Here is a 12335-nt window from a genome sequence, read left to right as displayed (position 1 = left end):
CGAGGAGCAGGCTGTGGATACGTGGATGCGCTTTATGTCGGGCGACGGCGAGATTGTGTTCGGCCGCGTCGAAGGTGGTTACCTGCACGAGTATCAAAGTCTGGATCGGCGTGTGCCGACCGGCGAGGTGTTGTCGACGCGGGCGTTGACGCCGCTTGCACCGTGCGCGCCAGGAAAGATTGTCGCGCTATGGAACAACTATCACGCGCTCGCGGCGAAACTCGATAAACCGGTACCCGCGCATCCGCTGTTTTTGCTGAAGTCTGCGAGTTCGGTGGTCGGCGCCGGCCATGCAATACGGCGGCCGGTGAGCTACGCGGGCAAGATCGTCTACGAGGGGGAACTCGGCATCGTGATCGGACGTCGTTGCCGTGACTCGAGTCTCGAGGAGGCCGAGGCGGCGATCCTGGGCTACACCATCGTCAATGACGTGACAGCAGCCGACCTGCTCGGCGAGAACCCGCATTTTCCGCAGTGGTGCCGCGCAAAGGGCTTCGATACGTTTTGCTGCATCGGACCGGCCATCGTCTCCGGTTTCGATTGGCGGGCAGGCAGCGTGGTAACGACGCTCGATGGTGTGGAGCGGCAGAACTATCCGTTGGCCGACATGGTGTTCTCTCCTGCTGAGCAGGTGAGTCTGATCTCGCAGGATCTCACGCTGGAACCAGGCGACGTGATTGCTTGCGGCACCTCGCTTGGCGTGGGTTCGATCAAGGACGGCGCAACCGTGGCGGTGACGATTGCGGGCATCGGCACATTGAGCAATACGTTAGTTGGGACGCAGGACGCCGCTGCCGCCATGGTAGCGGGCGCAGCGAACGCCGCCTGAAAGCGGTCGCAGCACAGCACGTATGAGGGGGAAGCGAATGCTGGATTTACTTACCCGCAGGCCGCACTTCGCTGCAGTGCTTGGCACCGCAACGGGGCTCGCGGCGATGGCAGGAGGATTCGCACGCTATCTCTGCGCGACGTCCTGCGAAAACCTCATGCGCATCGTGTTGTACATCGCCGTGTTTGCCGGAGCATTAATCTTTGCCGGATCGGCGGTTTTGTGGCTGGCCTTGCGCGGCAGGTTCGCCGCACGCATGGCGGTGCATCCGGGCGGCGGCGTGGTCAATCTGACGGCACTCCTGCTCTCGGTGTGGATGGGGTATGGCTTCGTCACCGAGCACGCGCCGACTTTCGGCGTCGCCGTGTTGCTGGCAGAGAGCCTGCTCGCGGCCGCTTTGGGCGCGCATCTGATGGTGAGCGGCGGCGTCGGATCTGGCCGTTACGGGCTTGACGGCCGTTTCGATGAGCGCTCGCCGGTGCGTTGTGGGGTCGTGCAGCGTCGCGTCGCGCTCGCAGTAACGGACGGTTTCGAATGGCCCGACGAGCAGATGCCGGCTCTTCTGGACGATGATTTCGCGCGGAAGTGGTCGCTGATGGATGGAATACGCAATGTGCCTGGCCCCAGGCGTTTCGATGCCCGCCGGCCGGGACGCGGTGCCCGTGACGTTCTCGCGTGGAGTGCTCGGGGCAGATGTCGCCGGCGTTGTTGCTACCAGGAAGGAGATCGCACGATTCGTGCGGTATCTCGAGAGTAGTGGCATGGCCGGCCGCAAAGCCGGCCGCCAGGATGTGTGAATGCGCCGCGGGAAGGTGGTCGAAGCATTAGAAGCTGCTGTCGCCGAACGGTGCGAACTGGCAGTAGTACTGGGTCTTCTTGCGCAGAATCAGTTGGGCAAGGAACTCAGCGTCGTAAGCCTTGTGAAGATGGGCGTGGTGCCGGTTGATATAAGCGGTGATACGTGCCACTTCACTTTCGAATTCATGAAGCGCATCGAGCGTGTCGCGGTCCCAGCGGAACCTCAGGCCAAGGTCGCTGAAGGCAGCGTTGTAGGCGCTCAGATGGGCATCATCGGGACTGTCCGGGGCAACGCGGGCGGTACGCGTGCTGGCATGCGATACGAACGAAGCGTGACTCATGATCGGACTCCTATACAAATGAGTGAGGTGATTCGACTCAAGCATAGGAGCGACGGTGGATTCGCAATAGTTAAAGTTTTATTGGAAGTCCATAGCCTATTGTTTATGCACGCTCAATTCCTTCACGCGCGTGATCGTCTCGATGAGTGCGGCGCCTTCCTCCATCAGGAAGCGTTTGAAAGCGACGGCAACGGGCGGCAAGCGCTTGTTGCGCCGATGCACGACGTACCAGTTGAGCATGACCGGAAAGGTCTCGACGTCGAGCACCACGAGGTGACCCACCTGCAGTTCGAGGCTGATCGTGTGTGCGGACAGGAAGGCAATGCCCATGCCGGCAATCACGGCTTGCTTGATGGTCTCGGTGCTCTTGATTTCCATGGCGATCTTGAGGTTGGTGAGACGGCCGGCAAAACCTTCTTCCATGGAATTCCACGTATCCGAACCGCGCTCACGAACGATAAACGCTTCGTTCGCCAACTGACTCAACTTGATGTTGCGCTTGTGGGCGAGCGGATGGTTCGGCGCAGCGACGATCACGTACGGGTGCGGCGCAAACGGCTCGTTGGTGGCGTCCATCTCATGCGGCGGACGTACCATGATCGCGAGGTCGGTCTGATTAGTGGACAGTTGATGCAGCAATTCCTCGCGGTTATGCACTGCCAGATTGAGCACGACGCCGGCGTAGCGGCGCGTGAATTCGGCGAGCAACCGTGGGAAGAAGTAGTCGCCCGCGCTGATGACCGCGACATTCAGCTTGCCCCCCGAGACGCCCTTCAACTGGCTCATCGCTTCATCCACTTCGTGAAACTGCTGGATGATCGCGCGGCTGTAATGGAGCATCTCAGTGCCAGCAGGCGTCAGGTAGATCTTCTTGCCGAGCTGCTCGAAGAGCGGCAGCCCCGCATGCTCTTCAAGTTGACGTACCTGAGTGGAGACCGCGGGTTGAGTCAGATGCAGTTCTTCCGCCGCGCGCGAAAAGCTCAGATGACGTGCGACCGTTTCGAAGACCTTCAATTGCCGGAGTGTCGCATTTCTCATCGTCGTGGCCGATGTATAAGCGAATATGAATCGACATACTAACAAACTTTAATTATCCGTAATTCAGTAATGACCCTAGCATGAATTTATAAAGCAGAGTGGAGAAGAGTGGCTATCGGGTTAACGCTTGCAGAAAGGCGCTGCAGGGTGAGGCACGTCACCGTGTGCGCGTAATCGATCCGATTTAACCAGGGAATAATCCGGACTTCCGCGCATTGCGATTTAAATGACGGAAATGGGTGATGCAAATAAGAAAATATGCCCGATTGCAACGTTTCGGGTCGCAACTATAAGGTGGGGTGCACACAGCACGGCGAAGTGGCCGGCTGCCCTGAATAGATAGCGGAGACAAGGCGCATGGACGATCTTACTCAGCAAAAGCCGGCCCCTGCCGTTGGCGCGAACCGGTGGTGCCAGCTCGTGATTGGCATGCTGTGCATGGCCCTGGTTGCGAACCTGCAATACGCATGGACGCTCTTCGTGACGCCAATGAGCGTGCGTCACCACTGGGGGGACGCCTCCATCCAGCTCGCGTTTTCGATCTTCATTCTGACTGAAACGTGGCTCGTGCCCATCGAGGGCTGGCTGGTCGACAGGTTCGGCCCTCGACCGGTGGTCGCAGGCGGTGCGGTGTGCGCCGGGCTCGCATGGGTGATCGACTCGTATGCGACGACGCTGCCGCATCTTTATGTGGCCGCGGTAATTGGCGGAATTGGCGCGGGCTGTGTGTACGGTACGTGCGTCGGCAATGCGCTGAAGTGGTTTCCGGATCGGCGCGGCCTCGCAGCCGGGCTCACTGCAGCGGGCTTCGGTGCAGGTGCTGCCGTGACCGTGATTCCCATTGCCAACATGATTGTGCGCTCGGGCTACGAGCAGGCCTTCTTCTTTTTCGGCATTCTGCAAGGTGTCTGCATACTCGGTCTCGCGATGCTGTTGAAGAAGCCCGACACGCGCCAGGTACGCGCACCGAGCAAGAAATTCCTCGTTACCAAGGTCGACTACACACCGGGACAAATGATCAAGACACCCCTGTTCTGGGTGATCTACATTTCGTTTGTCGCCGTCGCGGCCGGTGGCTTGATGGCCACCGCGCAACTTGGTCCGATCGCGAAGGACTGGGGGCTCGCGCGCATTCCGATGAGCTTCTTCGGTATGACCTTGCCGCTGCTGACAGTGACGCTGTCGATCGACAATATTTGCAACGGCTTTACGCGGCCCCTCTGCGGCTTCATCTCCGACAAGATTGGCCGCGAAAACGCCATGTTCCTGATCTTCAGCGGCGAAGGACTGGCGTTGCTCGGACTCATGCAATACGGCAGCAATCCGTATGCGTTCATCACTTTCGCAGCCCTTATCTTTTTGTTTTGGGGCGAAATATTTTCGATCTTCCCGGCAATCTGTGCCGATACCTTCGGCAGTAAATATGCGGCGGCCAACGCGGGCACGTTGTACACAGCGAAGGGTACGGCTTCATTGCTCGTGCCGCTCGCCTCGATCCTGTCCACAACCGGTGGCTGGAATCTGGTGTTCATCGTGTCGGCCGTCGTGACGATCGCGGCAGCCGTCTGCGCAAAGTTCATTCTCGCGCCGATGCGTTCGCGCTGGATCGGCTTGCACAACGCGCCTGCCGCTGCCGCCAATGGTCCGTCACGGCTCACGCACTGGCCGGAGCAGACAGGTGAATAACGGCACCGCGCAAATTAATGTAATACCCCAAAAGCAAGGAGTACCACGATGGACACCCAACTCGATCTCAAGCGATACGATCTCCTGATCGACGGTAAGCGTGTACCGCCGAGTAGCGGTGAATACTCGGTCGACATCAATCCTGCTACGGAAGAGCCCATTGCTTACGTGGCGCAAGGCAGCGTCGCCGATGTCGATACCGCGGTGCGTGCGGCGAGGGCCGCACTGAAGGTGTGGAATGCGCTTCGGTCGGCCGAACGTAGCCGGATCTTGAACCGCTTTGCAGATTTATTGCGGGCTAACCAGGAGGAAATCGCAGCGCTTGAAAGTCTCGATGCAGGCAAGCCGATCTCGGCCGTGCAACGCCAGGATTTGCCGGCCGCCATCGATACGCTGGCTTACTACGCCGGCTGGTGCGACAAGATCACCGGTCAGGTGGTACCTGTGCGGCCGGATGCACTGACCTACACGATCCGCGAGCCAGTCGGCGTGGTCGCGGCCATTGTGCCGTGGAATTTCCCGCTGATGATCGGCATGTGGAAAATCGCCCCTGCGCTAGCGTGCGGCTGCACGCTGATCGTCAAGCCGGCCGAGATTACGCCGCTCACCGCCTTGCGTGTGGGCGAACTCGCGCTCGAAGCCGGCGTGCCGCCCGGCGTGCTGAATATCGTCACGGGCAAGGGGAGTGTGGTTGGTAATGCACTGGTGGCCCATCCGGGTGTCGACAAGGTGACGTTCACCGGTTCACCCTCTGTGGGACGTGGCATCCTGCAGGGCGCCGCCAGCAACTTCAAGCGGGTGACGCTCGAGCTGGGCGGCAAATCGGCCAACGTGATCTTCGCGGATGCGAACCTCGACAACGCGGTGCGTGCGGCGGCATCCGGGATTTTCTTTAACACCGGTCAGGTATGTTCGGCCGGCTCGCGTATTCTGGCGCATCGCGATGTTTATGACGAAGTGGTCGAGCGGCTTGCGGCGCGTGCGAAATCGATGAAGATCGGCGACCCCAAGGCGCGCGAGACTTCAATGGGGCCGCTTATCTCTGTGGCGCAAATGAAGACCGTGCTCGGTTACGTGGAGATAGGCCGGGAAGAGGGGGCAAAGCTCGTGACGGGTGGTAAGCGCGTTGGCGAGCGGGGCTTCTTTGTCGAACCCACTGTGTTTGCCAACGTCGAGCACGAGATGCGTATCTCGCAGGAGGAGATTTTTGGGCCGGTGGCGAGCGTGATCCGGTTTGACGACGAAGAAGACGCGTTACGGATTGCTAACGGTACGCTATACAGTCTCGCTGCAGGCGTGTGGAGTGCCGATATTGGCCGGGTGCATCGGGTCGCGCATGGGCTCAAGGCCGGGACCGTGTGGATCAACACCTATGGGTATACCGATGTGCGCTTGCCGTGGGGTGGGGCGGGTGATTCGGGTTTCGGCCGGGAACATGGGGACGTGGCGATCGAAAACTTTACGGAACCCAAAGCCGTCTGGCTTGCGATCGATCAATAGTGTTTCAGGGCCGGTTGTGGAATCGAGCCTGTCAGACTCGATTCCACACTCTTGAACGGTACTGCTTCTCTAAGCATCGCTGATGAGGGGTACGATTTATGCACCCTGCAACGCCATGCGCTCGCGCAACTTCACCAGCGCAAGTACCACGTCGATAGTCGGAGTGGCCTCGCCGACGAGGCGTCCCATTTCCTGCACGACGGTGAGCAGCGGATCGATTTCCATTGGCCGGCGGTTTTCCAGATCGACCAGCGTCGAGGTTTTATGTGCGCCCACTGCGCCGGCACCATCGATCCGCTTTTCGACGTCGACGCGAAAGTGCACGCCGAACTGATCGGCGATGCGCTTTGCCTCGAGCATCATGGTGCGTGACACGGCACGCGTACCAGGGTCGCTGGTGAGCACATCAAGTGTTGCGTGAGTGAGCGCGCTGATTGGGTTGAAGCAAAGATTGCCCCACAGCTTGAGCCAGATTTCATCGCGGATGTTATCGCGGATCGGCGCGTCGAAGCCCGCCGCCTGCATGATCTCGTGAAGCTGCTGGATGCGCGGCGTGCGATCGCCGCTCGGCTCGCCAATGGGAAACTTCTTGCCATACACGTGCTTGATCAGCCCCGGCTCGACGATCTCAGCGGCGGGGTATAGCACGCAACCAATGGCGCGTTCGGGGCCGAGCCGCGTCCATTGCGTACCGTCCGGGTCGATGCTGGACAGGCGTGTGCCGGCGAACTTGCCGCCGTGCTGATAGAAGTACCAGTAGGGGATGCCGTTGACGCCCGTCACGATGGCCGTGTGCTTGCCGAGCAGCGGTTGCATCGATTCGACCACGCCCGGTAGCGAGTGCGCCTTGAGCGTCACGATCACGAAGTCTTGTACGCCGAGCTCACGGGGATCGGACGTGCACTTGACGGGCGCGCTGAACTCCTCGCCATCCATGAGCAAACGCGCGCCGTGTTCGCGCATCGCGGCCAGATGTGGGCCGCGCGCAATGAAGCTGACGTCCGCTCCAGCACGTGCCAACTGAACACCCATCAGCCCGCCGATCGCTCCCGCTCCGAAGATGCAGATTTTCATGTTTTCGTCCCAGTGGTAGTGAAAAGCCGCTTGCCCTCAGCACGACACGCCCGCAGAGAGTCACGGTTCAAGAATAGGGGGTGGCTACGATTAATGATAGTTAAAGTTTATGCGCTGATCCATTCGCTATGGGTTATGCGTCAAATTGACTCCGACCTCGCCCCCCGTACATCGATTAGCCAGACTCGTTGAGGACTTATCTCAATCTCATTGAGAAATGTCTTATATGCCCATCTGTCTGTGGGGGGCACAATTGCGCCCTCTCGACGAACGAAGATTGGGCGCTCGAGTTCTCGCTGACTGGCGTGGCATAGAGAGACGTAGTTCGACTCCATAAGTGCCATATTAAATTAGTCATCCTGATTTAGTGACGAGTAACGCTTTGTTGCGAGCGTATAGAAACTCTGTTTTTTTAAGCGATTGTGTCTCAGGAGTGTCAAGTGCCGGAAAGTGCAGGACGAGCAACCACGAATCATGGCAGACGGTACGGCCAGACCCGGCCTGGCAGCGGTGCGGCAAGGCGGCGGGTAAGGACGCTGATCAAGCGCACCTTCGATATTGCGGCTGCGTCGTGCTTGCTCGTCGTGTTGTCTCCTGCGCTGTTGGTAGTGTCATGGCTGGTGCGGCTTGACGGTGGAAAGGCCATGTTCGGACACACTCGCGTAGGGCAGCACGGTCAGGCATTCAAATGTCTGAAGTTCCGCTCGATGGTGATGAATGCCGATGCGGTGCTGAAGGATCTTCTGGATCGGGATCCACGGGCACGCATGGAATGGGACCTTGAATTCAAGCTTAGGGACGATATCCGGATCACGCGCATTGGTCGCTTTCTGCGTCGCACGAGTCTGGACGAGCTGCCGCAACTATTGAACGTGGTGCGAGGCGAGATGAGCCTTGTCGGCCCGCGCCCGATAGTGGAAGAAGAACTGGTCCGCTACGGCGACGACGTGCGCTATTACCTGATGGCCAAGCCCGGCATGACCGGTCTCTGGCAGGTCAGCGGCAGGAACGACACGGACTACGCCACGCGCGTGTCGCTGGACGTGTCGTATGTGAAGAGCTGGTCGCTTCGTCGCGACCTGGGAATCCTGATCAGGACGGTCAAGGTGGTCGTCACCGGGAGCGGTGCGTATTAAGCGCAAATTTGAGGTCGATATGGGTGTGTTGAGGGTAGTCCGCAATGGCGGTCCGCTATCGCGTGGACGTGTCTCCGGAATTCGGAAGTTGGTGGCGCTGGCACCTTTGTGCGCGACCCTGTGCGCGTGCGCGGTTGCACCCGGCATGCGCATGCAGGAACCGGCACATATTCCGGCGGAGAGTGGCGATGCTCAGACCACGGAATCCCAATTGCCCGTTCCGGTCACGGATATCTCTATTGCACTGGTCAGGAAATTGCGGGAAGAAGCACGCAGCCTGGATTCGTCTGTCGCCGTGGACCTTCCTGTCGCGGCACACACCGCGTACGTCGTCGGGCCCGGTGACGTTCTGCAAATCATCGTTTGGGATCATCCCGAGCTGGCGGCTGCACTTGGGGCTCAACCTGCCACCGCAGCGCGTCCATCCGATGCTCCCGCAGGATTCGTTATCGATCAGGATGGGACGCTGCAGTTCCCCTACGCAGGCCGGCTGCATGTGGGCGGCTTACGGCCCGAGGAGATCCAGACACAGCTGGTGCACGCGCTTGGCAGTACGTTTCGCAATCCTCAGGTTACGGTGCGCGTCGCTTCGTTTCGATCCGGGCAGGTATACATCGAGGGCGAGATTCACACTCCCGGGTCTCAACCAGTCAACGACGTTCCGATGACGCTGTATGACGCGATCAGCCGCGCAGGCGGCTTTATCGATAGTGCAGATCAGAGCCGCGTCATTCTCGTGCGCGACGGCGTCTCGAAGCAGATTAACCTGGCTGATGGTGCGGGGCAGGTAGGGAATCCCGCTCAAATCATCCTGAGGGGCGGTGACCTCGTTCATGTTTTGTCTCGCGAAGACAGCGGGGCGTTTGTGATGGGCGAAGTCAACAAACCCGTTACTGCGCTTCCGAAGAGAAACGGCAAGCTAACGCTTAGTGATGCGCTGTCGCAGGCGGGTAGTTTGAATGCGACAACTGCCGATGCCGCGCAACTCTATGTGATTCGCGGATCGCTCGAGTCGACGCCGCAGGTGTTTCATCTCGACGCCAGCTCGCCGGTAGCGATGGTGCTGGCGAACCAGTTCGAATTGCAGCCTAAGGACATCGTCTATGCCGACGGTAACGGCCTCGTGCGCTTTAGCCGGGTGCTCAGTTTGTTGCTGCCGGCCGTCAACGCCGGCTTGACGGCCGCAGTGGTGGCGAAGTGATCGGGACGATTCTCGTCGTCTGCGAGGGCAACGTATGCCGTAGCCCGATGGCCGAAGCATTGCTCCGCGTGGCACTGCCTGACGTGAAAGTTGCGTCCTGCGGAGTCAACGCGTTAACCGGCAAGCCTGCAACGGCCATTGCCCAGGACGTCATGCGCGAGCGTGGCGTTGACATTGGAGAACATCGGGCTCGGCAGATCAGTAGAAGCCTGTGTGTGGAAGCCGATCTGATCCTGGTTATGGACCGGGATCAACGCAGATTTCTGGAAGAGCGCTACTCGTTTGCACGCGGCAAGGTCTTTCGCCTTGGCGAGCAGGACGATTTCGACATTCACGATCCCTACCGCCAGCCACGCTTTGTTTTTGAGCGTTGCGCGCGGCTGATCGAGGCGGGCATTGCTCGCTGGCTGACGCGCCTCCAGCTTGTTCGAGCGCGCGACTCGCTGAGTGCGGCCGAACCCGCCCGTACATGATTAACGAATATGAATCAAATCAGTCAAGATCCTCAGCCTCCCATCGATACAAACGGCGATGCCGACTTCGTCGCCATGCTCGACGTTCTCATTGGAAGCCGTTGGTTGATCGCCTCGGTGATGGCCAGCTTTATTTTCCTCGGCGCAGCATACGCGCTGCTGGCAAAGCCCGTCTACCAGGCGGACATTCTGGTTCAGGTCGAAGACAGTCCCGACACGTCGGCTGCAAAGAGCCTGCTTGGCGACGTCTCGTCGATGTTCGACGTGAAGTCGTCTGCCTCGGCTGAGACACAGATTCTTGCGTCGCGCCTCGTCGTGTCGCGGGCAGTCGACAATCTGCATCTGTTCGTGGTCGCCAGGGCGCTACGCTTTCCCGTGATAGGAAACTGGATTGCGCATCGCAACGGTGGTTTATCGAAGCCGGGTTTCATGGGCTTGGGTGGCTACACGTGGGGCGGTGAGAGTATCGACGTGCCCATCTTTAACGTGCCGGAAGCGTTAGAGGGTGATGCGTTCACGGTGACCGCTCTTGGCGGTGGTCGTTACAGGCTCTCAGGAAGCGATCTCGAGGCAAGCATTGACGGCGCAGTCGGCACGCTTGAGCGCTTTACGACGAGCCGCGGCATGATCGAACTGCGCATCGATGCCATCTCGGCGATGCCGGGCGCCAATTTCAAGCTGGTGCGCAAGTCCAGGCTGCAAACGATCCTCGATCTGCAGGACAAGCTCAACGTCCAGGAAAAGATCAAGCAATCCGATGTGATGGTTGCGAGCCTGCAGGACACGGATCCACAACTGGTCAGCCGCGCGATGAACGAGATCGGCCGCCAGTACATCCGCCAGAACGTCGAAAGAAAGTCGGCGGAGGCTGCGCAATCGCTCGAGTTCCTTAGCGGCCAGTTGCCGCAACTCAAGGACCAGTTGAACGAATCGGAGGCGCGTCTGACGAAATTCCGTGCGCAGCATGGAACGGTTGATCTCACCGAAGAGGCCAGGCTCTCATTGGCGCAGACGGCGGACGCCAAAACCCGTTTGCTGGAGCTGCAGCAGAAGCGGCAGGAGCTGTTATCGCACTTGATGGACCGGCATCCAGATGTCGTCGCGATTGACGAGCAGATTGCCGCGCTGGGCGCTTACCGCGACCAGGCAGAAAAGCAGATTCGTCAGCTTCCCGATCTGCAGCAGGATTCGCTGCGTCTCATGCTCGACGTCAAGGTCAATACCGATCTTTACACGGCGCTCGTGAATAACATGCAGCAACTGCAACTGATTCGCGCCGGCAAGGTGGGGAACGTGCGGCTAGTCGATACGGCGGCGGTTCCGGAAACTCCAGTTAAACCGAAGAAGCTGCTGGTCATGGTGGCGTCTGCCATGCTCGGCTTGCTCGTCGGCTGCGGTACGGCGCTTGCACGCACAATGCTGTTTCGCGGTATTTCCGACGCTAACGAGATCGAGCAGTGTCTTGGGCTGAGCGTCTATGCAACAGTCCCGTTGAGCAATCGTCAGAAGGCGCTTTCTGAACAGACAAAAACGGGTGGCCCCGATGTGCTCCTCCTGTCGTATGTGTTTCCGAATGATCCCGCCGTTGAAAGCCTGCGAAGCTTGCGTACCGCGCTCCAGTTCGCGATTGTCGAGGCAAAGAACAATGTCGTGGTGATCGCGGGACCCGCGCCGGGGGCCGGCAAATCGTTTATTTCGTCAAACCTCGCCGCCGTACTGGCAATGGCAGGAAAACGCGTCTTGCTGGTGGACGGCGACATGCGCAAAGGCCGCCTGCACGAATACCTGGGACTCGTCCGTGGACGCGGCTTATCCGAACTGATAGAGAGCAATGCGCCGTTTGGCGACGTGCTGCATTCCAACGTGATCGACGGACTGGATTTTCTTTCCACAGGCGCGCTGCCGAAGAATCCCGCGGAGCTGCTCCTGAATAGTCGCCTGGCGAAACTGATTGAAGCGTTCTCGAAGAGCTACGACGTTGTCGTTATCGACTCGCCACCCGTTCTCGCGGTGGCCGATACGGGCACGTTGGCCTCGATGGCGGGTACGACCTTCCTGGTTGCGCGCGCAGAGGCAACGAGACTTGGCGAACTGACCGAGTCTGCCAAGCGTTTGGCTCAGAACGGCGTGCGTCTGAACGGCATCGTGTTTAACGGTGCGAATCCCCGCCTGGAACAGTCCCGATTCGGCTCGAAATATGGCGGCTATCGCTATGTCGCGTACGAATACGGAGCCGACCAGGATGCTTGAGATGAGCGC

10 protein-coding genes and 1 pseudogene are annotated in these 12335 nt (G+C 59.5%); 8 read left to right on the top strand and 3 right to left on the bottom strand.

The features are described 5' to 3' along the window. The first annotated feature begins 13 nt into the window (after nt 1-13). Both P3T17_RS17810 and P3T17_RS17805 read left to right on the top strand, forming a co-directional pair. The gene (locus P3T17_RS17810) at nt 14-829 is read left to right on the top strand and encodes a fumarylacetoacetate hydrolase family protein (RefSeq protein WP_074269124.1); all 816 of its coding nucleotides are present in this window, start codon (nt 14-16) and stop codon (nt 827-829) included. A 37-nt stretch (nt 830-866) separates the two neighbouring features. Further along, on the top strand, nt 867-1586 hold the full coding sequence (locus tag P3T17_RS17805) for an NAD(P)(+) transhydrogenase (Re/Si-specific) subunit beta (RefSeq protein ID WP_429408242.1): 720 nt from the start codon (nt 867-869) through the stop codon (nt 1584-1586). Between the two features lie 67 nt (nt 1587-1653). Here P3T17_RS17805 and P3T17_RS17800 read toward each other — a convergent pair whose 3' ends face one another. Together P3T17_RS17800 and P3T17_RS17795 are read right to left on the bottom strand one after the other, a co-directional pair. Next, nucleotides 1654-1968, bottom strand: a complete 315-nt coding sequence (locus P3T17_RS17800) for a hypothetical protein (RefSeq protein ID WP_074269122.1) — start codon at nt 1966-1968, stop codon at nt 1654-1656. A gap of 96 nt (nt 1969-2064) precedes the next feature. Further along, complete coding sequence (locus P3T17_RS17795) at nt 2065-3006, bottom strand: LysR family transcriptional regulator (RefSeq protein WP_074269121.1); 942 nt, start codon at nt 3004-3006, stop codon at nt 2065-2067. 357 nt (nt 3007-3363) lie between these two features. Here P3T17_RS17795 and oxlT point away from each other — a divergent pair, with 357 nt between their 5' ends. Continuing rightward, a complete protein-coding gene (oxlT, locus tag P3T17_RS17790; protein WP_429408240.1) occupies nt 3364-4692 on the top strand; it encodes an oxalate/formate MFS antiporter in 1329 nt (442 codons plus the stop codon). Nucleotides 4693-4740: 48 nt separating this feature from the next. Then, nucleotides 4741-6192 carry an aldehyde dehydrogenase family protein gene (locus P3T17_RS17785; RefSeq protein WP_429408238.1) on the top strand — a complete coding sequence of 484 codons (1452 nt, stop codon included), beginning with the start codon at nt 4741-4743 and terminating at the stop codon, nt 6190-6192. 96 nt (nt 6193-6288) lie between these two features. Here P3T17_RS17785 and P3T17_RS17780 read toward each other — a convergent pair whose 3' ends face one another. Continuing rightward, nucleotides 6289-7266, bottom strand: coding sequence for a 2-dehydropantoate 2-reductase (locus P3T17_RS17780; protein ID WP_429408236.1), 978 nt, complete (start codon nt 7264-7266; stop codon nt 6289-6291). Between the two features lie 461 nt (nt 7267-7727). On the opposite strand from P3T17_RS17780, the pseudogene P3T17_RS17775 reads away from it, so the two are divergent. From P3T17_RS17775 to P3T17_RS17760, 4 genes and pseudogenes are all read left to right on the top strand, one after another. Next, nucleotides 7728-8402 (top strand): annotated as a pseudogene (locus P3T17_RS17775) (sugar transferase); the annotation flags it as partial. Between the two features lie 19 nt (nt 8403-8421). After that, nucleotides 8422-9603, top strand: a complete 1182-nt coding sequence (locus P3T17_RS17770) for a polysaccharide biosynthesis/export family protein (protein ID WP_429408235.1) — start codon at nt 8422-8424, stop codon at nt 9601-9603. Continuing rightward, nucleotides 9600-10076 (top strand): low molecular weight protein-tyrosine-phosphatase, encoded by a 477-nt coding sequence (locus P3T17_RS17765; RefSeq protein ID WP_429408233.1) that lies wholly within the window; start codon nt 9600-9602, stop codon nt 10074-10076. The genes P3T17_RS17770 and P3T17_RS17765 overlap by 4 nt, the downstream gene beginning before the upstream one ends. A gap of 9 nt (nt 10077-10085) precedes the next feature. Beyond that, nucleotides 10086-12326 (top strand): polysaccharide biosynthesis tyrosine autokinase, encoded by a 2241-nt coding sequence (locus tag P3T17_RS17760; protein ID WP_429408231.1) that lies wholly within the window; start codon nt 10086-10088, stop codon nt 12324-12326. Nucleotides 12327-12335: the final 9 nt, after the last annotated feature.

Origin of the sequence: Paraburkholderia sp. GAS82 (assembly GCF_050436285.1) — a bacterium.
GTDB classification, from domain to species: Bacteria; Pseudomonadota; Gammaproteobacteria; order Burkholderiales; family Burkholderiaceae; genus Paraburkholderia; species Paraburkholderia phenazinium_B.
This window is presented reverse-complemented; position numbering and strand designations above follow the sequence as displayed.